24 protein-coding genes and 1 pseudogene are annotated in these 25,838 nt (G+C 62.8%); 11 read left to right on the forward strand and 14 right to left on the reverse strand.

Annotation, left to right across the window (positions count from 1 at the left end; genetic code table 11):
* Positions 1-734 precede the first annotated feature (734 nt).
* The 3 genes from V2J18_RS00465 to V2J18_RS00475 all read left to right on the forward strand — a co-directional run bounded on the left by V2J18_RS00465 (position 735) and on the right by V2J18_RS00475 (position 4,601).
* Complete coding sequence (locus V2J18_RS00465; protein ID WP_336133025.1) at positions 735-1,949, forward strand: N-6 DNA methylase; 1,215 nt, start codon at positions 735-737, stop codon at positions 1,947-1,949.
* Positions 1,950-1,956: 7 nt separating this feature from the next.
* Positions 1,957-3,684, forward strand: a complete 1,728-nt coding sequence (locus tag V2J18_RS00470) for a hypothetical protein (protein ID WP_336130564.1) — start codon at positions 1,957-1,959, stop codon at positions 3,682-3,684.
* A gap of 71 nt (positions 3,685-3,755) precedes the next feature.
* Positions 3,756-4,601 carry a hypothetical protein gene (locus V2J18_RS00475; RefSeq protein WP_336130565.1) on the forward strand — a complete coding sequence of 282 codons (846 nt, stop codon included), beginning with the start codon at positions 3,756-3,758 and terminating at the stop codon, positions 4,599-4,601.
* A gap of 561 nt (positions 4,602-5,162) precedes the next feature.
* On the opposite strand, the gene V2J18_RS00480 is transcribed toward V2J18_RS00475, so the two are convergent.
* Positions 5,163-5,609 carry a hypothetical protein gene (locus V2J18_RS00480; protein ID WP_336130566.1) on the reverse strand — a complete coding sequence of 149 codons (447 nt, stop codon included), beginning with the start codon at positions 5,607-5,609 and terminating at the stop codon, positions 5,163-5,165.
* A 321-nt stretch (positions 5,610-5,930) separates the two neighbouring features.
* On the reverse strand, positions 5,931-6,674 hold the full coding sequence (locus V2J18_RS00485; RefSeq protein ID WP_336130568.1) for an SDR family oxidoreductase: 744 nt from the start codon (positions 6,672-6,674) through the stop codon (positions 5,931-5,933).
* A 97-nt stretch (positions 6,675-6,771) separates the two neighbouring features.
* Here V2J18_RS00485 and V2J18_RS00490 point away from each other — a divergent pair, with 97 nt between their 5' ends.
* On the forward strand, positions 6,772-7,692 hold the full coding sequence (locus tag V2J18_RS00490) for an AraC family transcriptional regulator (RefSeq protein WP_336130569.1): 921 nt from the start codon (positions 6,772-6,774) through the stop codon (positions 7,690-7,692).
* Between the two features lie 130 nt (positions 7,693-7,822).
* Here V2J18_RS00490 and V2J18_RS00495 read toward each other — a convergent pair whose 3' ends face one another.
* The 4 genes from V2J18_RS00495 to V2J18_RS00510 all read right to left on the reverse strand — a co-directional run bounded on the left by V2J18_RS00495 (position 7,823) and on the right by V2J18_RS00510 (position 12,758).
* A complete protein-coding gene (locus V2J18_RS00495) occupies positions 7,823-9,265 on the reverse strand; it encodes a hypothetical protein (protein ID WP_336130570.1) in 1,443 nt (480 codons plus the stop codon).
* Positions 9,266-9,839: 574 nt separating this feature from the next.
* A complete protein-coding gene (locus V2J18_RS00500; protein ID WP_336130571.1) occupies positions 9,840-10,856 on the reverse strand; it encodes a hypothetical protein in 1,017 nt (338 codons plus the stop codon).
* A 297-nt stretch (positions 10,857-11,153) separates the two neighbouring features.
* A complete protein-coding gene (locus V2J18_RS00505) occupies positions 11,154-11,906 on the reverse strand; it encodes a TraB/GumN family protein (RefSeq protein WP_336130572.1) in 753 nt (250 codons plus the stop codon).
* A gap of 102 nt (positions 11,907-12,008) precedes the next feature.
* Complete coding sequence (locus V2J18_RS00510) at positions 12,009-12,758, reverse strand: LytR/AlgR family response regulator transcription factor (protein WP_336130573.1); 750 nt, start codon at positions 12,756-12,758, stop codon at positions 12,009-12,011.
* A gap of 898 nt (positions 12,759-13,656) precedes the next feature.
* On the opposite strand from V2J18_RS00510, the gene V2J18_RS00515 reads away from it, so the two are divergent.
* Positions 13,657-14,334, forward strand: a complete 678-nt coding sequence (locus tag V2J18_RS00515) for a hypothetical protein (RefSeq protein WP_336130574.1) — start codon at positions 13,657-13,659, stop codon at positions 14,332-14,334.
* 250 nt (positions 14,335-14,584) lie between these two features.
* On the opposite strand, the gene V2J18_RS00520 is transcribed toward V2J18_RS00515, so the two are convergent.
* Positions 14,585-15,187 (reverse strand): hypothetical protein, encoded by a 603-nt coding sequence (locus V2J18_RS00520; protein WP_336130575.1) that lies wholly within the window; start codon positions 15,185-15,187, stop codon positions 14,585-14,587.
* Positions 15,188-16,331: 1,144 nt separating this feature from the next.
* On the opposite strand from V2J18_RS00520, the gene V2J18_RS00525 reads away from it, so the two are divergent.
* Positions 16,332-17,054 carry a hypothetical protein gene (locus tag V2J18_RS00525; RefSeq protein ID WP_141233382.1) on the forward strand — a complete coding sequence of 241 codons (723 nt, stop codon included), beginning with the start codon at positions 16,332-16,334 and terminating at the stop codon, positions 17,052-17,054.
* Between the two features lie 575 nt (positions 17,055-17,629).
* Here the strand turns inward: V2J18_RS00525 and V2J18_RS00530 are convergent.
* Entirely contained in the window at positions 17,630-19,327 is a 1,698-nt protein-coding gene (locus tag V2J18_RS00530; RefSeq protein ID WP_064746987.1) for a SulP family inorganic anion transporter, read from the reverse strand.
* A gap of 42 nt (positions 19,328-19,369) precedes the next feature.
* Positions 19,370-19,690: a helix-turn-helix domain-containing protein gene (locus V2J18_RS00535; RefSeq protein WP_315851250.1), complete on the reverse strand. Its 321-nt coding sequence runs from the start codon at positions 19,688-19,690 to the stop codon at positions 19,370-19,372.
* Between the two features lie 226 nt (positions 19,691-19,916).
* Here V2J18_RS00535 and V2J18_RS00540 point away from each other — a divergent pair, with 226 nt between their 5' ends.
* The 5 genes and pseudogenes from V2J18_RS00540 to V2J18_RS00560 all read left to right on the forward strand — a co-directional run bounded on the left by V2J18_RS00540 (position 19,917) and on the right by V2J18_RS00560 (position 21,462).
* Entirely contained in the window at positions 19,917-20,300 is a 384-nt protein-coding gene (locus tag V2J18_RS00540; RefSeq protein ID WP_064746989.1) for a hypothetical protein, read from the forward strand.
* 19 nt (positions 20,301-20,319) lie between these two features.
* Positions 20,320-20,562, forward strand: a complete 243-nt coding sequence (locus V2J18_RS00545; RefSeq protein ID WP_222423725.1) for a hypothetical protein — start codon at positions 20,320-20,322, stop codon at positions 20,560-20,562.
* A gap of 79 nt (positions 20,563-20,641) precedes the next feature.
* Positions 20,642-20,851: pseudogene (locus tag V2J18_RS00550) on the forward strand (alkylphosphonate utilization protein); the annotation flags it as partial.
* 49 nt (positions 20,852-20,900) lie between these two features.
* Entirely contained in the window at positions 20,901-21,254 is a 354-nt protein-coding gene (locus tag V2J18_RS00555) for a YkgJ family cysteine cluster protein (protein ID WP_064746991.1), read from the forward strand.
* Between the two features lie 4 nt (positions 21,255-21,258).
* Positions 21,259-21,462: a hypothetical protein gene (locus V2J18_RS00560; RefSeq protein WP_064746992.1), complete on the forward strand. Its 204-nt coding sequence runs from the start codon at positions 21,259-21,261 to the stop codon at positions 21,460-21,462.
* A gap of 329 nt (positions 21,463-21,791) precedes the next feature.
* Here V2J18_RS00560 and V2J18_RS00565 read toward each other — a convergent pair whose 3' ends face one another.
* From V2J18_RS00565 to V2J18_RS00585, 5 genes are all read right to left on the reverse strand, one after another.
* Positions 21,792-22,322: a hypothetical protein gene (locus V2J18_RS00565; RefSeq protein WP_336130576.1), complete on the reverse strand. Its 531-nt coding sequence runs from the start codon at positions 22,320-22,322 to the stop codon at positions 21,792-21,794.
* Positions 22,323-22,375: 53 nt separating this feature from the next.
* Positions 22,376-23,356, reverse strand: a complete 981-nt coding sequence (locus tag V2J18_RS00570) for an alpha/beta fold hydrolase (RefSeq protein ID WP_336133026.1) — start codon at positions 23,354-23,356, stop codon at positions 22,376-22,378.
* A gap of 144 nt (positions 23,357-23,500) precedes the next feature.
* On the reverse strand, positions 23,501-23,659 hold the full coding sequence (locus V2J18_RS00575) for a DUF1427 family protein (protein ID WP_064746995.1): 159 nt from the start codon (positions 23,657-23,659) through the stop codon (positions 23,501-23,503).
* The gene (locus tag V2J18_RS00580; RefSeq protein WP_336130577.1) at positions 23,656-23,895 is read right to left on the reverse strand and encodes a DUF1427 family protein; all 240 of its coding nucleotides are present in this window, start codon (positions 23,893-23,895) and stop codon (positions 23,656-23,658) included. Before V2J18_RS00580 ends, V2J18_RS00575 begins: the two co-directional genes overlap by 4 nt.
* Before the next feature lie 33 nt (positions 23,896-23,928).
* A complete protein-coding gene (locus tag V2J18_RS00585) occupies positions 23,929-25,782 on the reverse strand; it encodes an amidohydrolase (protein WP_064746997.1) in 1,854 nt (617 codons plus the stop codon).
* Positions 25,783-25,838 lie beyond the last annotated feature (56 nt).

Below are 25,838 nucleotides of genomic sequence, written 5' to 3' on the forward strand. Positions count from 1 at the left end.
TGCTATGCAATCTGTCGAGTGCCAAGTTGGCAGCTCGAGCCCTGCTCGACACTTTCTCGCAAAGCCCTGAGTGCGTCACTTCTCGCCCTGATAGGCATGCGAGCTAGCAGATCGATCGCCTCCACATCGACACCGCCCCCGCCCTGCTGCGTACCTTACGCGCGCTCGCGGCCGAGATGCGCCTGGCCGATACCGCGCCGCCTCGCGCCCACACCGCCGCGGCCGCCCCGCCGGCCTGGCCGCGCTGGACCGCCTGCACGCCGAAGCCGCCCCGCACCCCCAGCCCGCCGCACGCCCGGCCGCCGCGCGGCCCGCTGCCCTGAGCTTGCCCACCCCATGCCCCTGTCGATCCGCCGCGCCAAGGCGCGCGCCGCTGCCCTGCTCGACGCCCTTGAGGTCGGCGAGACCAGGGACGCCCACGACGCCAAGCGCCTTCAACTTCGAACGCCATTGGGCCGCGCTCGTGGCCCGGGGCGCCGCGGAGGGTTGCGCGGTCACCTGCTGGACCTGGAACGACGGGCGCGGGACACCTCGCCGACGTTTGCGCGGCTCCGTCGCTCGAAGCGCAGCGGACAAGCTGAGGACTAGGCTGGGCAGGCCAATCAGGTCCTACTCGCGAGAGGTAACGAAATACGGTCGGAGCCCGGCCCAGTCGTTCGACGGCAATACGATGCTTGTTTGCTGCTTTTAGGGTAAATTTCGCCCATGTGCGAACGGAGGCGATCTTGAACATTGTGATGGACCGCCGGAGATCAGATCGCCTCGGTCGTTACTACACCCAAGAAACGATCGCGGCATTGCTGGTTTCGTCCATGAATGTGACGGCTCCGAAGACGGTGATCGATCTTGGTGCTGGCGACGGCACCCTTATTGGCGAAGCCGCCAAGCGCTGGAGAGCCGCACGCTATGTGACTGTGGATATCGATGCAGGAGCAGGCAGTGGTCGCCTCCCGACTCTGCACGGCTCCGCCTTCCGCCACTACACCGGGGATGCGCTCGACTCGCGCCTGAGTGACCACTTGGGTGTCCCGTGGGGAGATGCTTGCGTTGCAGTCTGTAACCCGCCCTACATCAAACCGCGCTGGCGGCAGCACTTTCGCAGCATCTTGGAGGACGTGGGGTTGGACCACGTGTTGCCACGCGCGGAGGATATACCCGCGGATGTGCTGTTCGTGGCTCAGAATCTGCGTCTACTAAAGAAAGGTGGCCGGCTGGGGCTCATTATCCCCGATGGTTTAGTCGCAGGCGAGCGATTTGCAGCCTTCCGGCGCACTCTCGTTGAGCGACACGCCATAGATCAAGTCATCGAACTACCGCGTAACATTTTCAGTCGCACTGAAGCCAAAGCCCACATCGTCGTACTGACGAAAGCAACCGCGCAGAGAGCGGATATTGCCGTGCGGAAGCTGGAGCCAGCGGGACAGTTGTCGTCACCCATGTTGGTCGCTCCCGAGCGCGCCATTCAACGCCTCGATTATTCGTATTACACCGCGCTAGCTGTTCCACCAACAAAGCGCCGCCGTTCTCCAGTACGCCTCGCCGATCTGACCCGATCCGTCGAACGAGGCAATTATAGTTCTCGCTCACTTAGAGACGTCACTTTCCCTGTATTCCATACCACTCATCTGCTAGAGGGCGTGGAGAAAGTGCCGCGCTCGTTTGTGCTCCCAAAGATCCATCGAAACAGGGTCAATGGCGTCACTGCGAGAACGGGCGACATCCTGGTGGCTCGCGTGGGGCGCAATCTGAGCAAGAAGATCTGTCAGGTAGCGCGTGGTCCGGTAGTGGTTTCCGACTGCTTCCTTGTCGTGCGCGCGAATCCCGGTGACCGTGATCGATTGTTTGCGTTGTTGACCAGTTCTCGTGGACGAGCAGCTCTCGACGCAGTCGCTCATGGCGTAGGCGCGCGATTTATCACGCCGAGTGCTCTCCTGGGCCTTAGCCTGTGAGATGTCCATGACCTCCGCCCAGGTTGAGAACGAACTCGAATCGGCGCTGCAGCAGCGCGCCGATTACATTCCCATTGAAGACCTGCTCCGCGAAACGTCGCCCAGCGGGGACTTATTCCAAGTTGTCCTCCGCGAACTTACGAATCGCAGTATGCGCACGATCGTGGGACCTCGTGGTTGCGGCAAGACCCACATGATGCGTTACGCGTGGCTGCAGTGCCGGGATGAAGGGGCGCGGCCCTTTGCTGTGTACGCCTCCTTCAATCGTTATTTTCGTTTAGAGCCGTTGCTGTCCAGCCATGCGGGCGCGCTAGAACAGTTCCATTCTTGGGTACTGGCCCGTACGGTCCTCGCACTAGTGGACAGTGGCCAAGAATGGCAGCCGAAGTTAGAACTTGATGATCTGCTTCAAGAGTTGGTGTCGGTGGATGACCTGCAGGCATTTGTAACGCGTATTGAACGTAGCCAGCCACTTAACGAGCTCACACAGCGCGTCGCCGATTCCCTGTCTATCGAGGTCGTCCAAAAACTTATCAAGGCAGCACGCGAACGAGCAGGGCGTAAATTTGCAGTGCTGCTCATGGATGACGCGGCGCTGACCCTGACGCCTGAATACTTGATCGAGTTCTTGGACATCGTGCGCTCGTTGAAGGCTGTCGACTTAGCGCCGAAAGCCTCGGTTTATCCAGGTACGACAGAGATCAGCCCCAAGTTTCATCAAGGGCAAGACTCAGTTGCGATTCCTGTATGGCTTTGCGTCGAAGATCCTGGCTACGACGACACCATGGATGGAATAGCCCAGGCACGCGTCCGGGATTTTAACAAGGTGCCGCATGATGTCAGAATCATGCTGCGATTCGCCGCATTTGGCATTCCGCGCGCGTATCTGACGATGCTCGACGAATTCCAGCGAGGCGACTTCAAGACGCAGCAGCAAGGTGTGAGCCGAATTATTCAGGACCACTTTGATGCTCGCATCGCGGAGTTCCGCTCATTGGGTAAGAAGGTGCCCAAGCTGGAATCGCTAGTTACGGCTGGCGAAGCAGTCCTAGAGGGCATAGCGCGTGAAATTAAGGCATTTAACGAGAAGCTGGCCGCGCGCCAACAGAAGCAACTCACATACGGCATTGTCGAAGCGGAGCTGACTCCGATAATCGAGCGTATGTTCAGTTTGCTTGTCGAGGCGGGCCTAACCTATGACAACCGCACGGTAAAACACGGCACGCCAGAGCGCATCTATCGTCGCTTTATTCCCCATACTGCCAATCTTTTGTTCATCCGTGCACTGGGTGGTGGCGGCCCCGGCGGAAGTTTGAAACAGACAGTTGATGCCATCGCGCTTCGATCCGCCAAGCATCCGATACGCAAGGGTTTGCAACGAGTGGTTCCCAGTGTGGATCTGGAACACCTCAGCCTATCACTGCCAAAATGCGCGGCGTGCGATACACGACGACTGACCGACAATCAGCGCTTCTGCCACAACTGCGGCCAGCAGTTAGTAGATGCATCCACCTTCGCACAATGCCTCGATACGCCCATTGGCCAAGTTCCGGGCCTGACTCAGTGGCAAAGAGAGCAAATCCTGCAGCATTTGCCCATGCTTCGCACATTGCGTGACTTCTTGGCCAAGCAGGATCCGGCAGCTGACTTATTGACAGTCAGGGGGTTCGGGCGCCGCCGCACTGCTCGAATCGTTGACGTCTTGAACGGTTTCGTTGACGACTATCTCTCTTAGATATGGCACGCGAGGGCGCCCTTTCTGCAGACTTCTCCGCTGCCGTTACAGTACGGCAGGTGAAGGCGTCGTTGAATACTGCCGCCCTATTCGATCTCAAGCACGATGATTCTGCGACGTCACCAATCGACCAGTTCATCGAGAACACGCTTCGTCTCAACAAAATGTGGGTAGGAAACACGGCGACCACAAGCTTGGAACAAGAGCTCGGCATCTTGCTAATCCTAGGATACGTATCGGCAGTCGAAAGCTTCATGCGAGCACTAATCCGCCGTGTTTTGACTGTAGATCCGTATTCGCAGAGTCAATGCGAGACGTACACCCTGTCTTATGCCGCGGCCAACCATCATCGCAGCGAGATGCTTCCGGAAGCGTTGCTGGAAGAGCAGATGTTCTCGGGCAAGAAAGGCATCAGGGACGGTCTCCGGAAGTTTCTTGATTTGGAACTTAAAGAAAATGTCATCGTTGAATTGTTAGAGCAGTACGGTCAAGTGTGCGAACTTCGTCATTGTTGTGTGCATCGTTTTGGTAAGTTAGGCACGAAGAACGCCGTGGAGCTAGGCCTGGATCGTCACAAAAACTTCTTAGAGAAGCCCATTCGATTGACGACTAGCGACATGGAGTCGATAGCTGACTTACTGTTTGTTCTAGTCAAGTCGATTAACAACGAAGTGTTCCGATTTCTACTAGACCGCTCCGTTAAAAGACCAATGAAGGGCGAAACGTCATTAGGGTTGGGCTGGACTTGGAACAAAGCGCGCGATCGTAAACGGTATCGCGCCTACTATTCGATATTCGCCAGTGAGCGCGATGCATCACCATCACCGTCGGCTGATGAACTGTACGAGCGCTTCCGAACTTCGTTTCGCCAGGTAGGTCGGCGAAAGGCTAAGAAGCTCAACGGGGGAAGAGCCTAGCTAGGTTGCGCCGCCTTTTAGAAATTGGTGCTCACCTTGCTGCAAGGGTACTAAACCGTATGCGCCCTAACCACGACAACGCCCGATAGCAGTTATGTATTGTTCCTTGATGTTTCCCAGCGTGTAGAGACTGGTTCAAGACAGGAGCGTGGGCGCCTCGATTTAGGCCGGCTATCGTTCTCCGGGACGACTTTCCGTGAACCTACCAGTTCGAATCCGGGAGCCGTGGGCGCGCCAAATACCCCTGTTCGAACCTCTCTATTTCGAGAGCAGCGACCGCCGAAAACGCCTTGTTTTCGGCGGTTTTCGCGTTTTGGCGTTGGACCAAGGTTGGCGGCGGATCGACCGAAAACGGCCAGATCCCCCCCTCTTTTCTCTCTCTTTTCTCAGGGCGTTGGTTTTTTAGTCCAACACGCATGCCGCTTGTCCTTCCAAATCAGTGACTTAGCGCTGGACTGAAAAGAGCGGTTTGAGGCGCCTTTTGCATTCCCGCAGCCGCTTCAAGCCAACCACGCGGCCACCGTTTCCTTCGACACCATCTAGCTGCCCCGCTGGGAGTGCTTAGCTCACCTCATGGAATAACCTGAGCAGCCCGATCGGCTGTTGCTGCCGGTCTGACATCCAGTTGAAGTAGTCCGTTTCTCCTAGGATCTGCCCCTCCGAGAATGCCTCGCTTCCTTGCAAAGCGATTGATTCCATCGCGAATGTGATGGGGTCATCCAAGTCCTTTTGCAGCACCAGCTCGTGACCCAGCCCCAGATAGGTGAAGAACTGCTTGTCGCTAGAAAATTCAACCCCTGCTGCCTGTGCTGCGCCGTCGAAGAAACCGACGATGTAGCCCCGGACCCGTTCGCTCGCGAGGATGACTTCGAAATTATCAACAGACCGGCAGAGAACAAGATTCAGTTCCAACACGGGGCTCGCGGCCGCAACGACTTGCCTAGCATGGTCAGAGATCCCCCATCCCGACTGTTTTTCCTGAGTTTTTCCCTTCAACCATCCGAACATGCCCGCTCCAACACTGAACAGACTATTCGGCATAGAACGCGAGCGGTGAGATCGGCAGGCCATTTAACTCGACGGGCACCCAACGAGGGGGCGAGCTAGTCTTCGCCCAACGCCCAACCGGCGACCAACGCCCGTTGCAAGAGTTCGGCGCGGGTGCTGATGCCAAGCACTCCGGAATGCCCGGGTTCGCATCGTCTTTACCGAGTTGACCGAGATCCTCCGTTCCGCCCCGATCGCCGAGCGCTGCTGCCAGGGACAGACCTGCGGTGAACTTCCATCGCCGTGGCCGCTCGCCAACGGGCGCTACCCGCGTACGCGATTTCATCGCGGGCCGGCCAACGCGATGGCGTCGGCGCCTGCAGGGAAATGGAACTGGTCCGTTTCGTCGTGGGCAGCGCGCCAGATCGCGTCAGCGACATCCAGCGGCTGCGTCGTCGCCTGCGAGTGGGCGAACGCCTCGAAGATCGGACGGGCGAAGTCCGCATAGGTCTGCGGTATCAGGCCGTTCATCCGCTCGGCGCCGTTTTCCGCGAAGCGCGTCGCCGGGCCATAGCCGGGTTCGACCAGCTTGACCCGGATGCCAAAGGCGCCGAGTTCGTGCGCCAGTGACCCCATGAAACCCTCGACTGCCGTCTTGCTGCCCGTGTAGGCCGCGGCGAGCGGCATGCTGGCCAGCGTGACGCTCGAGGTGACGTTGACGATCGCGCCCGACCGGTGCGCGCGCATCTGCGGGATGACGGCCTGGGTCACCGCCATGGTGCCGAACGTATTGGTGTCGAAGATCTCGCGCACCGTTTGCATCGGCGTGGCCTCGAAGGCACCTACTACGCCGATGCCCGCATTGTTGACGAGCACGTCGATCTGGCCCGCCTCCGCGATAGCGCGCCCGATACTGCCGGCGTCGGTGACATCGAGCGCGACTAGCTTGACCCGGTCGGATACGGGCAACAGGCCTGGGTTCGGCCGGCGCATGGTGGCGACGACATTCCATCCGCGATCGTGGAAGTAGCGGGCGGTTTCGAGGCCGTAGCCGGAGGAACAACCGGTGATCAGTACCGTCTTCATTGTGGGAACTCCTTGATGGTGGGTGTGGCCACGATAGGGAGTCGATTCGAGACTTTCGATGAGGTAGAGTCCATAAAACATTCTCCAGAGTCCGATCATGAGCGACCCCCTTGCCGAGCTGATCGCCCTCCTTCGGCCCAGCAGGGTCGTCGGGAAGAGCATTTCCGGCGCCGGGCGTTGGGGCGTGAGGTACTCCCCGTTCGGATATCCGGGGTTTTGCGTGGTGACGGATGGGGCCTGCCTGCTACACGTCGATGGCGTCGATCCGTTGCATCTGCAGGCAGGCGATTTCGTGTTCCTGCCCGCGACGCCGGGATTCGTCCTCTCGGGATTCGAGCCTGTCGAACCGGAGCCGGTCGATCCCGTCGCCATTGAGGGACAAAGCCTCGAGCTGCGCCATGGTTCCCTCGACGGGGAGCCGGACGTGCGCATGCTTGGCGGCTATTTCGTCTTCGACTCGCCCGACACCGCGTTGCTGGTGGCGCTGCTTCCGCCGGTCGTCCATGTCCGCGGCGAGGACCGCCTTGGCGTACTGGTGCGGCTTCTGCGCGAGGAAGCCCTGCAATCGCGGTTGGGGCGCGACCTCATCCTCACCCGATTGGTCGAAGTGCTGCTCATCGAGGCATTGCGTGCGGCGCCCGGCGAGACAGCGCCAGCCGGACTGCTGCGCGGCCTGGCCGACGAGCGCCTAGCACTGTCGATCCGGGAGATGCATCGCGACCCGTCGCGTGCATGGACGGTGGAGCAGTTGGCCAAGTCCGCCGCGCTGTCGCGATCGGCCTACTTCCAGCGCTTCACTCGGGCTGTAGGGATGCCCCCGATGGAATACCTGCTCGCGTGGCGAATGGCGATCGCAAAGGACATCCTCGACCGGCAGGACTTGGTGATCGAAAAGGTCGCGGAACACGTGGGCTACTCATCGGCGAGCACCTTCAGCACCGCGTTTAACCGCTATGTCGGCCGATCGCCGAGCGGCTATGCGCGGGAGAGGCGTCGACTGCGTGCATGCGTCGCTTGATGTCTGCTATGGGTCGAAAGCGGGTACTAGCGCCGCCGCCTCGCCGGCGCCGCTCGCCGACCAGCGCTTGGCCAGCGACGCCGGCGACGGCCGCGATGTCTACGAAACCCTGGGCGATTCACGTCTTGGCCTATAAAAGGATCACAAGCCCAGCGATCGCTATAGCGAGCGCATAGAACGACGGCGTTCCCTCATATCCCGACCCTTTCCAGCAGAACCCGTCAGGGCTTCCGCGCTTATACGAAACGAACCTATGTCCGCCCGCACAGCCGGATACACCCGCTGCAACTTGGGCATTTTTTCTGGGTTCGTGCATAAGAGATTGTGTCAAGCCGGAACGAGATATCCCAAGCCGATAGGCGTGGCGTTGCCCGGTACTGATAGGACTCGTGCCGACAATCCACTCTCCATTTGGACTGATCGCGACGGGGTGGTTGGTTGCCCCGCCGAGCGTTCCAAGATCCTGCATGGAGCCTGTGGCACTCCAATAAAATCCGGCTTGTGCGCCTCGACCGTTCTCAGCAATTCCAATGACACCGCCGTTGTTAGCTATCCGTTGTGCGACAACGACGGTGCCGCCAAGATCCCCCAAATCCAATCCATCCTCGGTGGCGGGATCACCGGTGGGAGCCCAGACGAAGCTCCGATATTTCCCATCAGAAGTAACGAAACGGCCAACTATGGCACCAGCGGAATTAATGGCTGTTGCGATCAACTGCTGGCCGTTAGCGGACTCGCGGGGCAATCCGTACAACACCGCAGGCGAGCCCCCTGAGGGCGGCCAACGAACAGCCGCTAAGTCGCCGTCAGCGTCCTCGCACGTCCCTCCCACATATCCATCCCTATTGATGCCGGCTGCAGTGCAATTGGAACCTCCGGAGATTCGCGGGAGTGAAGCAACACTGTAGCCACCCGCGGAATTTGGCGTCCATTTCACCGCAATGGCGCCGCCGTGGCGAAGTTCGCAATAACCAGTCACCGCTGGCGAAGGCGTGTCTGCGAGCGCAGCGACGTGGCACTCCGCAACTGACGAAAGCAACGGAGGCAATAGCCCGGGGACCGGCAGCGACGTCGCCGCCGTCTGTCCGCTTTTCCACAATACAGGATGATCCGTGCCGTCGGGGTCGGTACTCGTGCCGGCAACTGTGCCGAATGCATTGATGAATTGCGCTTCAGCCCGATCATGTCCGGTGCTGGCATTCAGCAACTGAGGCGCTGTGGAGGGCAATGATGGGGTGAGCCAGCGGACCGGAAAAGGTTCACCATTGTCGCCCAATTCGCAGTTGCCGGCGATAACACCATTGCCGCTAATGCCAACTGTCGAGCAAGGACCGTCGACCTCCAGGCCGGGCAGTGCCATTGCCGTAACTCCAGTGACGGCCCAGTAGGTCGGCGCGAAATCCCCATCCGTAGTTCGACATTGGCCCACAGCCGCCCCTGTGTCATTCACGTCGATAGCGACGCATAAATTTCCTCCAAGCGTGCCTAACTCAGATGAGGCCGCTGAAAAAGGGGCGGACGCGAAAACACCCAATGCAACTAGGACTAGGAAGCAATTCGATTCGACCTTCATTGGCTGTATCTCCTCCTGTATCGACGCAAGGGGCAGGAGCGCGAAAAGTTGGCAATACACGGAGCCGCGTCGACGCGGCAGGACAATACGTCCGCGCAATCATGTGCTCTGGGCAGCAAACTATGACGAGACACGAAGAGGCCGCCACAGGGCGTCGGGACCCACTCAGAACATCAGCGTTCGTGCATTCCTACTGATCGAAGTGGGGCGGCATAAGTGGCGCAGCAGTTGGATGTTATACGCACATGCGCATGACACAGTGACATCGATCATTCTTTGATCCTCCCTAACAGAAGCTCACAGGCAATTCCATTTAGCGACCGCCCACCAATGCACTGCGAATCGCCCAGGTTTTTGTAGACAGTCGTCAGCCGCTTAGTGCGTGCCGCTTTTCAAACCCTATCGGGGACGGGCCCTCGTTGGAACGATGCCGTCACTCGGGGTTGTGGAGCAGCTCAACGTAGTCCAACACACTCTGTGCAGCAGTAGTCTGCGTCGGGTACCCGGCAGCGGCGTAGCCGCCGCCGGAGTCGCGTATCGGCGCCCGCACCGCGGCGGCGACACTCCGCCGTCTTCAGTCTGAGTAAGGCTCCGGATTCGCCAGTGCCGCGCCGCGGTGATCGGACTGAGTGGGGTCGTTGCGATAGTTGTCCACCCACTGGCTCCAGCCATAGCCGAGTCGCGCGTCCTCGTCGTACACGTAGCCGTAGCCGTAGCCGTAGCCGGTCACGCTGAAGCGGTTGTCGACCACGCTCAACGCGCGGCCGTAGCTATTGCCCCAGCGCGACTCCAGGATCAGTTGGTAGCCCTGGCCCTCGAACAGGTTGCCCTCGACGCGGACTTGGTCGATGTCGGCGGCGGTCTGGAAGAACAGCGAGCCGGTGTCATTGCCCGAGCGGATGTCGAGACGGTTGTTGCGGATCAGCATGCGCCGCAATGGATTGGCGGCGGTGGAGAAGTCGCGCACGGTCGCAGCCGAGTTGTGCGACGCGCTGGAGCCGGTGCCGTAGGAACGCAAGCGGTGGACGTAGTTGCCGTCGGCGACGGCGTCGTATTGCGGGCCGGTGTTGTAGAAGCAGATGCCGCTGCCGGTGTCGTGAATGTAATTGCGCTCGAGGATGCCCACGCCGAGGAACGCGCACGAACGCGAGATGCGCTTTTGCGCGATCAGCGCGCCGGAGATTTCCGAGTCGCGGATCTCAACCCGGCCCTTGGCCGGCGGGCAGCTGTCGTTGACGCAGCGCGAGTAATCGGTCGTGGTCAGCACCGCGGTGCCCTCGCTGAGCGAGGTCGGGCGGAAGCACGAGCGTTCGATGACGATGTCGCCGGCCGACAGGTCCAGCGGCGCCTCGAAGCGCACGTCGCTAATCCGCGCGCCCGCCGGAAGTTTGGCGTTGCCGGTGTAGCGAGGCAGGGAATCGCAGGTATACCGGCCCAGCGCGGCCAGGCCGGTGTTGGTGGGGGTCAGCTGCCAGCCGCGCAGCGCTTGTTGTGCGTTGGCGGTGCCGGCAAACGCGACCAGCGCGCCGCAAGCGAGGAGGTGGACGATCCGGGCAGAGGAGGCGGCGCGTGCAGGTGTTCCGACATTCATCATGGCTCTCCCTCGGGAAGGTGGTCGTTAAGGGGAATGCGCGTCCGCAGGCTCGACTGAGGCGGCGCTCCCCAGGCCGGGGCGGCCTTTGGCACCGCGCTGGCGAGCCGTCCGTCGGCTCGGTTCTTCGCCGGCACTATGATCCGGACCGGCGGTCATTCGTCGGCTTGCTCTGCATCACGCTTGTACAGTTGATTGCGCGCACGCAGTCGATCCAGGACAGCCTCGGTCCTTGACGCGCAAGCAACTAGACGGGAAATGCACGGGGAGCGGTGCGTCGAGTAGGCGGCGCCGGGCTCAATTCGCGCTCGCGGCCGACGGCGCAGCAGCTTTGCCGACCCAGGCTTCTGCGTCGACGATACGCTGCGAAGACTGCTCCCGGGCGACCCGTTCGAGCATCGCGCGATTGCTGTAGCTGCCGACGACCATGATGCGCTTGCCCGGGTGGTCGCGGACGGCCTTCCGCACTTGGCTGGCCATGTAGCCGTCCCAGCGGGCCTGGGCGGCCGCGAAATCCGGGCCGGCCAGCGCGAACTGGGCCGACTGCAAGCCATAGGCCACCGCCGCGGTCTTTTCGTCCTGGATCTGCCCTGGCTGCTGCCAGTAGGCCAGAAGCGCTTCGTCGGTCGCCTCGTCCAGGCGAGTTAGGGCTGCGGCTCCGATCGGGTTGCGTTGTTTGAGCGCTGCGAACGCCGCCCCCGCTTGGCGAGTAATTTCTTCATAAAGATCGCCGCCGGGCTCCATGGCGACGGCATTAATTCGCATCTCGGCGAGCAGCGGCCAGATCACCGCCGGATATTCCGGCCGCCCGGGCGTCGGCTTTTTCTCCGCGAGTTCGTCGGGCCTGACTTCCAGGACCAGGACGTCCGGGCGGAACTCGACGATCGCCGAGCGCAGACGATCATAGTCAAAGGCCGGCTCGCGATCGTGCAGACCCTGCAGGGCGCCGATGACGACGACCCGGTCGTCGGCGCCGAATGCCTTGATCGAGCCTATCCACAGCAATAGGACGGGGAGAGCGAACAGCAAGGCAGAGTACATGTTGCGCACGGCGAAGCACCTCGTTCCAGTACCTGGGGGCACGCTAAACCCGGGTCGGCCGCAGACGCCAGCGCAATTCTGCGAGCGGGACCGTCCTGTCGGCGAGCGGGCTCAGCGGGCTAGAACGCTGGCGAGGTTGTCCCGGTACCGCCGGCTCAGGCGTAGGGTGTGGCCGCCCTGCAGGACCACGCTGGCGTCGCCCCGGCCCAAGCGGCGGATCTCGCAGATCCGGTCCAGGCGCACGATCGCGCCGCGATGGATGCGGGCGAAGTCCGCCGGGAGCTCGTCGGTCAGGGCGGCGAGCGACCGATCCATGAGCAGGCTGCGGCCGCCGGCGTGCACCTCGGCGTAGTCGCCGGCGGCGGCGATCCAGTCGATCTCGTGAAAGCGGACCAAGCGCGAGCCGGCGCCCACGCGAACCCACAACCCCTCGCTTTCGGGCCGTTCCGGCGCCGCCTCGGCGGCGCCGGGGCGCTGGCGCAGGTGCCGACGGATCAGCACGGCGATGATCAAAGCGGTATAGGCGAAGGCGGCCTTGTCCAAGTTGGCCAATACCACCGGCCATACCATCGCCGATGGGTTCGGCAGCCCCGACCCATAAACGGGCCAGAAAACGACGACGAACAAGGCGACGTGCAGTGCGGTAGCGAACAAGTATCCGAACACGGCGATGGCCGCCTGCTGGACTTTGTTCAAACCGCTTGCGAATAAGCGATCGGCCGCGGCCATTATCGCCGGCGCCAGAACCGCCCAAACCGAGAATATCGCCGCGGTATAGCCCAGCGTGCTCCACCAATCCTGAGGACGGCCCCGGTAGGCGGCGAAGGCCTGCCCTTGAGCTGCGCTGATCAAGGTCGCCAACGCCCATACCGCCACGCCCAGCAGTATCGAGCGCGCGCTGTATGCAGGCAGGCGCGCCTCGATCTGGGTTCGAATCTTGTCCCACGCCTTTCGCATCGAAGTTCGATTCTCTCGGGGAACTCGGAGCGGGAGTCTGCTGGGTTTTGCTGCGCTTGTAACCTGCCCTTGGTGGCGGCACGGCAGGGACAGCGCTCGCTCGCCGGCAGGCCCAGGCTCGCTTTCGTGGGCGCCTCGGCCCCGGCGGTATCGCGATCCCGCCGGACGAGCTACCCAGGCTCAGCCTAGCGCCTCGCGGCGCGCATGGAAGAACTCGGCGGCGGCCGCGCCCGCGCCCGATCGCCGCACGGTCCCCGCGCCTGGGCCGCCGCAGCCCCCTCGGGATCTGCTGCGCCCATGCGCGTGCTGCCGGCCGGCTGGAAGCCCTTGAGGTCGGCGAGACCTGGGATGTCCACGACGCCGAGCGGGCGTTCGACTTCCAGCGCCATTGGGCCGCACCGATGGCCCGTACGCCGCCTGGGCTGCGCGCCCATCTGCAGCAGATGGAATGGGAGGCGCGGGAAACCTCGCCGACGTTCGTGCGGCTCCATAGCTCAATGGGCACGCCTTAGATTCGCCGAGCACGACGGCGTGGAAGAGCGCCCGGTATCCGAACCGATGGGTAAGCGATTGGAGTTCCCTGCTGGGTATCGACCATCCACCAAACTCAGGGATAGCAGCGCTCACAAAGCGAAGCACCATTTGTTTGCAAGTGAGTCAAGCCGTGCTTTATTGGTCGTAGAAACACGACACAACCCAACTCGCCAATGGCCCGTACGGACTCGGCCCTGAATTGCGTTTCAGGGGCGCCTTGGGTCTTTTGGTTGCGGATCCTCCTTGCCAAACTTTTCGAGTCGCAAACATGAGCAGCGAAAACAAAATCCCCGACCCAAAAACAGCAATCTCTCTTTTAGAACGGTACAACGACGTAACTTTCGTCCTAATGATCGTCAACGCGGTTGCGGCCGCGGATCTGTTCCTGTCCTACAACCTCGGCAAGAATCTTCTAACCTTCGACTGGACGTTTGGAGTCCAGGGGCTTGGCGTCGGCTGGGGCGTACTTTTTTTTGTTTCCTTGCTACTCCTGTTCTCAGTTGGCAGCAGCGTAATAGTTGCCCTGGGCGAATATGTCTGGCGACTCTTGCCCGAGCGCGATATGCCGACTGGCGGCGGTCCAGATCCCTGGAACGTAACGCCGCGCCAACTTGAAGAACACGCCTTAGCCGAAAAGGACGCTCTCCTATTGAGTTTGGTCGTCAAGGCCAGAGAAGAGGACGACGCCAGGCGGCACGATCATCAGCGCCGACTGTCGGTCACCGCATTGGCTTGGCCTCTACTGTTCGCCGAGTTGTACATGCCGGGGACGGTTGTTAACGGCGCCCCCACCTTTGTGCAGTTGATCTGCGGCGTTCTGGCGATCGGCTCTTTCATGCTGTTCATGGACATGACGGAGCTTTCGCGGTACCGCCCGACCCAGATCTTCTACCCGCCGCTCGCACGTTTGTACCGACAGCGCTGGGAGAACCAGAGGGCGAGTTAGCCGCCGGAGGAACCTGTAGCTGCCCCTGCATCCTATAGGCGCGTTCTATCGGGCTGTTCCTTCCTTTGCGTGAACCTACCAGTTCGAATCCGGTAGGCATGGCGCGCCAATTATCGGCGGAGAGCTCTCTGCGCACTCCGCGCGCCCTCTCAAAGCCCCGGTCTCGGCGGGCTTCAGCGAGGGGCGTTTGGTTTTGGGAAGCCGGCACCCTGCGCGAATCCACCCGTTTCCGCCTCACGGCGACCGATGCTCAACGGCGGCGGCTTATACATTGGCGCAACCGGTCCCGAGCCTGGTGGCCGCTGTGCCATTCGCCCCAGATGAACGTCTCGTCGCCCGACGCGACCTCAAAGTCCTGCACATCCTTGATCGCATCCAGCAACGCCTGGGTTGAAGGAACCGCGAACATCACCATGCCCATCCGCTGTTCCCATGGAAAAGATCCGCGAAAAGCCTGCACTTGCTGAGTTTCTCCGGATTGTTTCAAGCTGAGGCGCTGCCGTACGATCTGTTTCGTCGGCGCAATTCCGGCCCCATAAAAAGCGAGAAACGTGCCCGGATTCTCGCCGGCCCAGTCCATGAGCATGACGCCTCCCTGTGGCGTCAGAAAGCTGGCAAGACAAATCTGCTTGTGATCGCTCCTGCTCGCCTCGGGATATTCCCAGTACCCCTGTTTCAGACGACGATAAGCGGGGTCCTTCATCCGCTCGGCCTCGCGCCATTCCTCGGCCTTGCGCGACCCTTCCATCAGGATCTTCCATTCTTCGGGGTCGAAACGCCGAAAAGGGAGGCCGTCGACGTAGCTGCCGTTTTCTTCCTCTCGATCATCCGCCGCCTCCTCGATGGGGCCCATCGGTGCACAGGCCTCCCAACCCGCACTTCCGCCCCCGGTCGGATAGTAGCCGGGTGGGCATCGACCCTCGGCGTGGGCCGGAGAGCCGAAGGCGCAAGCCAAAAGCGATAGGCCGGCAGAAAAGAACCAGTAAGACAACGGGCGCATAAGAGGTCCTGTGGTTATTCGGTTCGACTTGTCAGAAGCGAACAGGTTCCGGCAGTTTCGAGATCATCGATCGCCCTCCTCTCCCCAAAAAAGGGCGCGTCCCCGTACTTCGTCCCCAAACCCGTCGGCGAGATTGCCTGCCTCCCGCTACAGCGCACTATATCGTCACAGATCGTGGTTTCGTTCAAATGGATCTTGAGCATACCGGTGGCCGACGGTCTGCCGCGTCGCGCTCGACTCAAAAGAGCGGTTTGATGGCGTGGATGAATCCACGGCCAGGAGTGGAACCATTCGTGTCCCGAACGCGACGATAGGGAGTTCCATCTGCAAGTGCGGAGTTTCCCATTCGCGAACGACTTCGGAATGCGGCGGCGGTGGGCCTGGCATTTCGGTGGTCGAAATTTGCGCAACAGCGGTGCGGTTGGCATTGGCGCCCAGGGTGCAGGGTTCCGCATTGTGGGTTCTCAAGCGATGCCGTCTTGATGGCGTTTGGCGGGATCTGCATCGGCCGCAAGATCGTCCAGATCCCCAATCCCGGATGACACGCGTCCCAGCGGCGCCACCGAAAACGATCTGACGGTCGATCCGCCGCGGCTATGGACCGATCAGAGGGGGCGGCTACGATCGAAACGTAGGCAAACGGTCTGGCTTGAGCTTGGCGATCCGGTCGCGGACCACGCACCGTTGTCGCCTGTGTTTTGCGACATTGCGGTGCTCGGCGAACTGCGGGTGCCGTAGCGCGTTGACCCAACGTCCAGGCGCGTTCGTCTGCCGGTCCGGTGTCTAGGGGCAGGCATCCACGGGTCCCCTTGGGCCGCAGATTGGCCGTCCAGGGGCGGGTAAATGCATTGATATTGATGTATAGAACATCTGTTGATATGCTCATTCCATCTCCCTGGCCCCTTGTGGGGCCTTGATGCCGGAAGCCCCTGGAATGACATCTGCCCGACATGCCCGCGCAGCGACAAGGGCGCGAGATGCCCAGCCCGGTAGCGCCATGACCCCGGACCGAATGGCCTTTGTCGCATCCGCGCAAGGCGTGGACAGTGAGGGCGTGCCGGTGAGCGCCGTGGTCTTGTGCTGGCCCACGGTGCCGCAGGCATGGGTTGAGGTCGGGTATTGCTTGCGCGCCATGCTGGTTGAACGGGGGAGGATGCTGCCCGGCATACCTTTGCCGGCGCGAGCATCTTGGCTCCGCGATTGCGCGCCGCAACTGGCGGCTCCGTTTCAGCGAACCGCCCTGGCGGAGGAAACCTCCGTTGCGGCCCTGCTTTCTCGGGCGGCAATGCGTGTGGCCGTCACGGTGGTTGGTGTCGGTCCGTCTCGAGTTGCCGCGCCGAGTTCCCGGGCGATGCCCCTGGAGGGGTGCTTGACGACGTTTGACCGCGAAGCGAGTTCGGCATCGAAACGCGACTGTGCGTTCGTGGTCAGCGCGGCGCAGCCCGAGTCGATTCGAGCGGAGTATCTCGATTCGCTGGAGCTCGCGCGCTCCCGTATGCCGGGCTCGTCGCTGTTGCGAGACCTTCAGTTGACCTTTCTGCCGAGCGGTACGGAGCCTCTGCCGACGGAGCTGGCGAATGTGGTTGCCACTTCGGTGCTTCGCCATCTCCAGTCACACGGCGACACCGACGCGGTGTTCGACGCCGTCAGGTCCAAGTTTGCGAACGATCCGTTCCCGCGGGGTTGGGGCAAGACCCGATTGAAACGTGCGACCCGATAAAGCGCGCAAGCGATTGCGACCGCCCAATGCTCTGTGGAGCTTACGCATGTTGCGACAGCGGCTGATGGCAATGTCCTTCGGACCCAATGAGGTGATGCGGTGGTAGCCGGGAAGGAAGCGGATGAAATCCGACGGATGTGCATGGTGTTGTTCTGCGAATTGCAGGACATTCGTCAACGTCTCGATATCGTTCCTCTGGGCCTTCGGGATGAGGATGCTTATCGGGAGAAGGTCAAGACATACGTGAAATTGTTCGAAGATCGTATGAGTGCGGTGGAAGGGGGGCGGTCGGGTCGCGAGTTGTAGGCGACCTCGCTGCGTACTCCAGGGAGCAGAGAACGGAGCGGGCGAGACCGCCCGCGGGCGTTCAACGGCCGAAACGCGGCTGGCTGGGAAGCGGTGCGCTGGCCAGGGTGGTTGGGCATGGCCTGCGTGGCGGGTGTTCGGTTTTGAGCGTCGGGCACTCCCGCTTTACCGAAACCGCGCACCTGCCGGGCGCAGCGGCATTCAGGGGGAATGAACTCGCTGCAACACGGTGGCTTGAGGCCGTTGTCGGCTAACGCTGTCGCGCATACTCAGCTGCGCGGGCGCTGATCCGCGCGCACCGATGCGATGGCCTCGGAAAAATCGGAGGCAAAACGCAGTTGCTGCCCATCGGGATGGATGTGCATCTGTCGCAGGATAGCCAGAGGCTGAGGGCGCAGGCCGGAAAGAATCACTCGCGTGCCCTGCAATTCGCAGCGGCGCAGAAACTGTGTCAAGGCGGTGACGCCGCTGGCGTCGATGAGCGGAACCCAGCGCATGCGCAGAATGAACACCTTCGGCGGCGTGGGCAGTTGGTTGAGCGCTTCGTCCAGGCGATTGGCCACGGCGAAGAACAAGGGCCCCGAAATCTGGAAAGCTTCGACGCCGGGCGGTAGCTGCGCGCGCTGGTCGAGCTCTTCCCCGTTGCCTTCGTCGTGATCGAGCAGCGAAATGTTCGATTGCATCTCGACGACTTCGCTCATGCGGTGCATGAACAGGAAGCTTGCCAATACCAGGCCGACTTCGATGGCGACGGTCAGATCGAAAGCGACGGTGAGGGCGAAGGTCGCCAGCAGGATGGTTCTGTCGCCGATAGGGCCTTTCATCAGGTGAAGAAAACTTTCGACATCGGCCATCTGCCAGGCGACGACGACCAATAGGCCGGCGAGCGCGGCGAGCGGCACGTAGCCCATCAGGGGGGCGAGGACCAGCATGAAGATCAGCAGGAATCCGGCGTGGGCGATGCCCGCGACGGGTGTGCGGCCGCCGGCCCGGACGTTGACCGCCGTGCGCGCGATCGCGCCGGTCGCCGGCAATCCGCCGAACAGCGCGCTCCCCACATTGGCCACGCCCTGCGCGACCAACTCGCCGTTGGATCGATGACGCCCGCCAGTCATGCCGTCGGCGACCACGGCCGACAGCAAGGATTCGATGCCGGCCAGGAATGCGATCGTGAACGCGCTTGGAAACATCTCGAGCGTGCGCTCGAAAGGGATGCGTGGAATATCGAAGTCGGGCAGCGCGGCGGGTACGGCGCCGAAGCGGCGAGCGATGGTGTCCGCGGGCAGCGACAACGCCGTACTGGCGATGGTCGCGATCAGCAACGCGATCAGAAACCCCGGCCAGTTCGGGCGCCAGCGGCGCAACGCCAGCACCAGGGCGATGCAGCCGAGTGCGAGCGACGCGGGCGCCAGTTGCGCGCTGTCCAGGTGCTGGGCAAGGGCATGCATCCGCGCGAAGAACTCCGCCGGCAGCGCATCGATGCGCAGGCCGAGCAGATCCTTGATCTGGCTGAGGAAGATGCTGACGGCGATGCCCGCGGTGAAGCCCGTGACAACGGGTTGCGGGATGTATTTCATCAGCGCGCCGAGCCGCATCAAGCCGGCTGCGATCAACATCAGTCCTGCCAACAGGGTGCAGAGAATCAGCCCCTCGTAACCGAATTTCTGGATGACGGCGAAGACCACGGGAATGAACGCTGCGGTCGGGCCGCCAATCTGCACCCGCGAGCCACCGAGCAAGGAAATCAGCAGGCCGGCCACGATGGCCGTGTGCAGGCCCTTCTCCGGCGCGACGCCGGAGGCGATCGCCAGCGCCATCGCAAGCGGCAGCGCGACGATGGCGACAGTCAAGCCCGCGACGAGGTCGCGGCGAAAGTCCTCAAGGCGGTACCCATGCCGGAGGACCGTCAGCAGCTTCGGTTCGTACAGGCGCTGCAGCACGGAGAAGCGAGGCGACGGCGAGGCCATGGGCGCGGTCCGCTTGGGCTTTGGGGGGCGTTCCCGGCGACGCTATCCCTGGTCGGAGGGAGGCGACTTGAGTCGCACCCCTCGACCGGTGCCGTAGCTGGGGGTGTTTTCACCGATCAGTTCGACGCCCGCCGCATCCAAGGCGTTGACGATCTTGGTCAGGGTGTCGACCACGCCGCGAACATTGCCCGGGCTGGCCTCCATGCGCTGAATCGTAGGAAGCGATACGCCCGCCTTCTCGGCCAGGGTTTTCTGATCCATGCCCAACAGAGCCCGGGCGGCGCGAAGCTGGCTGGCCGTGATCAACGCGGTGCCCCTGCAGACGAAATGGCGGGAGGCTGAGCAGCAGGAGCGGTAGGGCAAGTCATCGTGGCCGTCGATAGAGGGGGCAAGGCGACGAATGATCGCCAATTACGTGCAGTTCGACACCCGGCTGAGGCGCATGTCATTCTTACAGCATCTATCTTGATGTGCAAAACATCTATTGATAGGCTTTGTATATCCAATCTGATCATGGCCGAGCCGTGGGCGGGCGGTGCAAGTGCGCGCCCGTTCAGCGCATGACGCATCGTTGTCAGGAGTCCTTCGCATGTCTGCGCCACTGCCCCAATTGAGCACGTTGACCTTTGTGGGCTTCCAGCTCACCGCTGCGGTTGAGATCGAACTGCAGGGCAATCTGACCTTCTTTGAGGTCTATCGGGCCATCGAGCAGGGAACCTTGTTGGACGAGGTCGCCCGAGTAGCGCCAGGGGCGTGCGACTTCAGCATTTACCCGCCAGGCGGTGAGCAGCGTGCGGGCTTGCACGAAGCGCTGCGTCGAGCCGCCGGCGGCATCGAGGGGCGCGAGCGGCGCAAGGTCGGATTGATTTCCTCTGGCGTCCATTTGGTGTTGGCTTTGATCCTGGAGGCGATTCAGCAGTGCTATTGGATCGCACCCCGGGTGAATCTGCAGGACGCTCCCGCGGTCCAGTGACGGCAAAGAGAGGACAATCGTGCGGTTGGAGCCCGATCTGGAGTTGGCGGAGTTGCCTTGGCCGATCCTGGCATTCGTGGAGGACCACTTGGCGAACGACGATCGTTCGAGCGACGCGGAACTTGCGGCGCACTTCATGGCCAACGGCTTGACGCGTGCGCAAGCGATTGACGCGCTTCGCTTTCGCCAGGCGTATCAGGACGCCTTCTTCCTGACCCACGAAACCCCCATCCGCTGCGGAGCGCGTTGCCGTCGAGCCTGACTCATCCATCCGACTGGTTGGCGCGCGGCCGCCGTTCTACGGTGCCGTTGGGTTCTCAGATTCTTTGGAGTTAAAAATGATTGTGAAAGATAGTAATGGAACGCCGCTTGCCGATGGTGATTCGGTTCTGGTGATTAAGGATCTCAAGGTCAAGGGCACCTCGGTCACGCTCAAGCGCGGGACGCTTTGCAAAAATATCCGCTTGACCGACGACGAAGATCTCATCGAGTGCAACGTCGAAAAAGTCAAGGGCCTGGTGCTGCGCACCGAATTCCTGAAGAAGGCTTAGCCCGAAGGCTTTCGCGTCAATCGCCGCAGTGATTTTTGGGAGAGGCCTGATGACAGACAACGATCGAAAGATCGCTGAGCTTCGGCGGCGGATTCCGTCGTTCCGCTGCATTGACGGTTGCCATGATTGTTGTGGGCCGGTGACGGCGTCTTCTGAGGAAATGGCGCGGCTTCCGATCAAGACGGCGGCCGAACACGAGGCTGCCCTGGCCGATTGGACCTGTCCTCACCTGGGCCCAAGCGGCTGCCAGGCCTATGAGGAGCGGCCGCTGATCTGTCGGCTGTTCGGGACGACGCCGCGCCTGGCGTGTCCGAATGGTTGTCGCCCCGAGCAAATGATCGACGAACACGTCGAGCGCGAGGTCCACGCCTTCCTCAGGCGTACCCGGCAAGTGTTGGTTTGATGCCATGATCGACCTCTCGCCCGACGAGCGCGCGGCCTTCTCGGTCTTGTTGAAGCGACCACCGCTGTTCAAGTGGGAGCGAGACGTGCTCACCGAGTTGGCGTTGGCCAGCTTGGAAAAGAAGGGGCTGATTCTCCGCGACGGGCCGGGCTGGCGGGTGTCAGAGTTGGGGCGCCGACGAGCGGAACTTGCGCGCACACCGCGATAGTGAAGGTGCGTCGACGCGCGCGCCCCCTGGGCTGGCGAGCCGAACCCGGAGCTTCGATGTCGCTCAGCCCGGACAAAATACAGGCCCGGTACGTCGTGAAGCTGGAAAGTGCCCGGGACTATTGGCGTCTGGAGTCGTGTCCGGATCTGGACTGTTTCGAGATTCGGGAGGAACAAGCCTCCTTCGTCTTCCGGCGGCGGCCATCGAGATTGTTCCCGGCCCAAAAAATGCCGCCGAAAGCACGGGGCCGCCGAAGGAATGAGGCGGCCCCACGACAAGCTCCGTCGGGCGGGGAGGTCGAACCTCGCCGCGCCCGGGTACTCGTACTTTTACTGGATTGCCCGGCCTGAGGCTTCGTGACCCGCGGCGTTCGAGTGCTTGGCCTGCCGGCGAAGGGCGATGACCTGCCATGCGGCGCCGATCAGATAGATGAGGAAGCACAAGCCGATGATCGCGGCCAGCTTCGGATCCTCCGGTCCGCTCGCCCAAGGCCGCCCGGCCGGAAGCCGGGTCAGGGTCTCGGTGAAGCCGGGAATGAAGTGGAAGAAGAACGTCAGCGAATAGGTCAACGTCGATACGTAGGCCGCGGCGCGGCCGAACCAGCGGTAGCGCTCGGCGCCGGCGGCCGCGACCAGCGCGGCCAGGGTGAGCAGGCTCAAGGCATGCGGCGGGCCGAAGCCGCCGTGATGGAAAATGAAAAGCCCGGTCACGCAGGCGGCGACGGTCAGCCAGACGTAGCCGCGGCCGCTGCGCCAGGCCAGCGCGATGCGGCCATGGCGAAGCAGGCAGGCCACGCCTGCGATCAGTGCGAGCAAGGCCAAGGCGGTGTGGAACGCTCCGAACGGGGTGATTCCCAACATGGTCGCTACTCCTGGCTGAGCCGGGCCGCGGCGCGGCCCGGCGTGGCAAGCGGTCAGGACTTGAGGAACTCGAGCAGATCCTGGTTGAGCCGGTCCTTGTGGGTATCGGTGATGCCGTGCGGGCCGCCCGGATAGACGATCAGCCGGTTGTTCTTGATCAGCTTGGCCGAGGCGCGGGCGGCGGCGTCGATCGGCACGACCTGGTCGTCGTCGCCGTGCACGATCAGCACCGGTACGTCGATCTTCTTCAGGTCCTCGGTGAAGTCGGTTTCGGAGAAGGCCTTGATGCAGTCGTAGGCGTTCTTGTGCCCCGCCCACATGCCCTGCATCCAGAACCAGTCGATCGCGCCCTGCGACTTCTTCGCGCCGGGTCGGTTGTAGCCGAAGAACGGGCCGGCGGCGAGATCCTTGTACAGCTGCGATCGGTCGGCGATCGAGCCGGCGCGCAGGCCGTCGAACACGTCGATCGGCAAGCCGCCCGGATTGGCGGCGGTCTTGAGCATCAGCGGCGGCACCGCCGAGATCAGGCCGGCCTTCTTCAGCCGTGCGGTGCCGTGGCGGCCGATGTAGCGCGCCACTTCGCCACCGCCGGTGGAGAAGCCGAACAGCGTCGCGCCCTTGAGGTCGAGGTGCTCGATCAGCTGCGCCAGATCGTCCGCGTAGTGATCCATGTCGTTGCCGTCCCAGGGCTGGCTGGATCGGCCGTGACCGCGGCGGTCGTGGGCGATGCAGCGATAGCCGTTGGACGCCAGGAAGAGCATCTGCGCCTCCCAGCTGTCTGCGCAGAGCGGCCAGCCGTGGCTGAAGACCACAGGTTCGCCGTCGCGCGGGCCCCAGTCCTTGTAGTAGATCTGCACATCGTCTTTGGTGGTGATGGTACCCATGGTCTTGGCTCCTATGGCCGGATCGGAAGAAGGTGAGGGATCGGCCGTCGCAGCGGCCGAAGGGGTTTCGGAACTGCAGGCCGCTAGGCCCAGGCCGGCGACGGCCAGTGCGGAGCCGGCGATGAGCAGTTGGCGACGGGTTTCGTCGATACGGGGCGGATTGGGCATGGACGGCCTCGGTGAGCGGATTGCGGTGTACGGGTTGTAGCGACGAATCTGAGTCGGCACCGGCGAGAGCCCGGAATTGCGCGATCGCGCTGTGCGGCTCCGGATCGAGCGTCGGTACGTGCTGCTTCAACTCAGCCAACGTTCGCCGGCGAGGAAACCCAACGTCATCGCCAGCACGAGCAAGGCGCCTTGGAGCTTGGGCGGCGCCGGAACTGGAATATCGACCAGGCGGCAGGCTGCGCCGATCGCCAGCGCCAGGATCAGGCCGATCAAGGTAGCGGTCATGATTTGTCGCGCTCCGCGACGTCGCGGGTCAGTCCGGTGGGACCGCCGCAGTCGTGCACGCGCATCGCCGGGCGGCGTGCGAGGAAACGGTCGGCGAGCGTGTAACCCCCGGTCATCGCCACCACCAGCAGGGCGCCGGCCAGGGCCGGCGGCGCGGGCGAAGGGATGCCCAGCGCCCGGCACCCCAGGCCGATGCCGAAGCCCAACAGCAAGCCGGCCAACAGCTTTGGATTCATGCGAGCTCCAGCGCGAATGCGTTCGAAGAGAAGTCAGAATGCGAAGCAGGAGCAGCCCAATGCACCCCAGAAGCCGCGTTCGTCGGCCAACGGCACGGCATGCCGCGCGGCATGGCCGTGCGGATGTGCGTGGCAGGCGCCGCCGTGCGCTTGGGCGTGCGCCTGGCCCAGACCCGCTACGGCCTGGATCAACGTGCCCGGCTGGTAGCCGCCGAAGCGCCCCACCGGCGACCAGTCCGGCATCGGCGCCGGCAGTTCGGGCGCCAGCGGCGCGAACTCGCCGTCGCCGTGCACCACGCGCCCGCCGAGCACGGTCAGCAGACTGGTGATCGCCGGGATCTCGGCGTCGGCGACGCTGAAGTAGTCGGCCGACAGGACGGCGAAATCGGCGAACTGCCCCGGTATCAGCGCGCCTTTGCGGGTCTGCTCCGCAGAGAACCAGGCGCTGCCCTGGGTGTACAAGCGCAGCGCCTGCTCGCGTTCGACCAGGTTGTCGTCGCCGTACATCGCCAGCCCGCCGACGGTGCGACCGGTGCTGAGCCAGTACAGCGCGACCCATGGGTTGTAGCTGGCCACGCGGGTGGCGTCGGTGCCCGCACCGACCGGTACGCCGGCGGCGAGCATGCGCCGCACCGGCGGCGTACGCCGCAGCGCGTCCGGGCCGTAGCGTTGCAGGAAGTACTCGCCCTGGTAGGCCATGCGGTGCTGGATCGCAATGCCGCCGCCGAGCGCGCCGATGCGCTCGATGTTGCGGTCCGATATGGTTTCGGCGTGATCGATGAACCAGTTCAGTCCGCGCAGCGGAATTTCGCGATCGACCCGCTCGTAGACGTCGAGGATGCGATCGATGCTCTCGTCGTAAGTGGCATGGATGCGGAACGGCCAGCGCCTTTCGCCCAACAGGCGCACCACCCGCTCCAGATCGGGCTCCAGCTCCGCCGGCAGCTCCGGACGCGGCTCGCGGAAGTCTTCGAAGTCGGCCGCGGAAAACACCAGCATCTCGCCCGCGCCGTTGTGGCGCAGCAGGTCGTCGCCCTCGCGCGGCGCCAGCAGCGCGCTCCAACGCTCGAAATCGGCCAGTTCGCCGCCCTTGTTCTGGGTGAACAGGTTGTAGGCGATGCGCACGGTCAACTGATCGTCTGCGTGCAACTCGCGAATGATCCGATAGTCGTCGGGGTAGTTCTGGAACCCGCCGCCGGCATCGATCACCGAGGTGATGCCGAGGCGGTTGAGCTCGCGCATGAAGTGGCGAGTGGAGTTGCGCTGATACTCGATCGGCAGTTTCGGCCCTTTCGCCAACGTGGCGTAGAGGATCAGCGCATTGGGCTTGGCCAGCAGCAACCCCGTCGGATTGCCGGCCTTGTCGCGTTCGATCCGGCCGCCCGGCGGATCCAGGCTGTTTCTGTCGTAGCCGACGGCGCGCAAGGCCGCGCGGTTGAGCAGGGCGCGGTCGTACAGGTGCAGGATGAACACCGGGGTGTCGGGCGCGGCCGCGTTGATTTCCTCGAGGGTCGGCAGGCGCTTCTCGACGAACTGATGCTCGCTGAATCCGCCGACCACCCGCACCCACTGCGGCGCCGGGGTGCGTGCGGCCTGTTCGCGCAGCATCGCCATCGCATCGGCCAGGCTGCGCACGCCGTCCCAACGCAGTTCCAGGTGGTAGTTGAGCCCGCCGCGGATCAGATGGATGTGGCTGTCGTTGAGCCCGGGAATCAGGCGCCGGCCGCCGGCGTCGATGCGCTGCGTTCCCGGGCCGGCGAGCGCGGCGATCTGCGCATCGTCGCCGACAGCGAGTACACGGCCGTCGGCCACGGCCAGGGCCGTGGCCGACGGACGCTGCGGGTCGAGCGTGGTGACGCGCGCGTTGAGGACGATCAGGTCGGCCATGGCGGAGGAACCTCGCGGGGCGTGCACACCCCCGCCGCTTAGACAGCCCGCGAGCG

Origin of the sequence: Lysobacter firmicutimachus, assembly GCF_037027445.1 — a bacterium.
GTDB lineage: Bacteria > Pseudomonadota > Gammaproteobacteria > Xanthomonadales > Xanthomonadaceae > Lysobacter > Lysobacter firmicutimachus.

Coding starts and splice junctions, on each gene's coding strand:
- V2J18_RS00470 (WP_336130564.1), top strand. CDS start 1,957: ATGACCTCCGCCCAGGTTGAGAACGAACTCGAATCGGCGCTGCAGCAG.
- V2J18_RS00480 (WP_336130566.1), bottom strand. CDS start 5,609: ATGTTCGGATGGTTGAAGGGAAAAACTCAGGAAAAACAGTCGGGATGG.
- V2J18_RS00485 (WP_336130568.1), bottom strand. CDS start 6,674: ATGAAGACGGTACTGATCACCGGTTGTTCCTCCGGCTACGGCCTCGAA.
- V2J18_RS00490 (WP_336130569.1), top strand. CDS start 6,772: ATGAGCGACCCCCTTGCCGAGCTGATCGCCCTCCTTCGGCCCAGCAGG.
- V2J18_RS00495 (WP_336130570.1), bottom strand. CDS start 9,265: ATGAAGGTCGAATCGAATTGCTTCCTAGTCCTAGTTGCATTGGGTGTT.
- V2J18_RS00500 (WP_336130571.1), bottom strand. CDS start 10,856: ATGAATGTCGGAACACCTGCACGCGCCGCCTCCTCTGCCCGGATCGTC.
- V2J18_RS00515 (WP_336130574.1), top strand. CDS start 13,657: ATGAGCAGCGAAAACAAAATCCCCGACCCAAAAACAGCAATCTCTCTT.
- V2J18_RS00520 (WP_336130575.1), bottom strand. CDS start 15,187: ATGGGCCCCATCGAGGAGGCGGCGGATGATCGAGAGGAAGAAAACGGC.
- V2J18_RS00525 (WP_141233382.1), top strand. CDS start 16,332: ATGACCCCGGACCGAATGGCCTTTGTCGCATCCGCGCAAGGCGTGGAC.
- V2J18_RS00530 (WP_064746987.1), bottom strand. CDS start 19,327: ATGGCCTCGCCGTCGCCTCGCTTCTCCGTGCTGCAGCGCCTGTACGAA.
- V2J18_RS00540 (WP_064746989.1), top strand. CDS start 19,917: ATGTCTGCGCCACTGCCCCAATTGAGCACGTTGACCTTTGTGGGCTTC.
- V2J18_RS00555 (WP_064746991.1), top strand. CDS start 20,901: ATGACAGACAACGATCGAAAGATCGCTGAGCTTCGGCGGCGGATTCCG.
- V2J18_RS00560 (WP_064746992.1), top strand. CDS start 21,259: ATGATCGACCTCTCGCCCGACGAGCGCGCGGCCTTCTCGGTCTTGTTG.
- V2J18_RS00565 (WP_336130576.1), bottom strand. CDS start 22,322: ATGTTGGGAATCACCCCGTTCGGAGCGTTCCACACCGCCTTGGCCTTG.
- V2J18_RS00575 (WP_064746995.1), bottom strand. CDS start 23,659: ATGACCGCTACCTTGATCGGCCTGATCCTGGCGCTGGCGATCGGCGCA.
- V2J18_RS00580 (WP_336130577.1), bottom strand. CDS start 23,895: ATGAATCCAAAGCTGTTGGCCGGCTTGCTGTTGGGCTTCGGCATCGGC.
- V2J18_RS00585 (WP_064746997.1), bottom strand. CDS start 25,782: ATGGCCGACCTGATCGTCCTCAACGCGCGCGTCACCACGCTCGACCCG.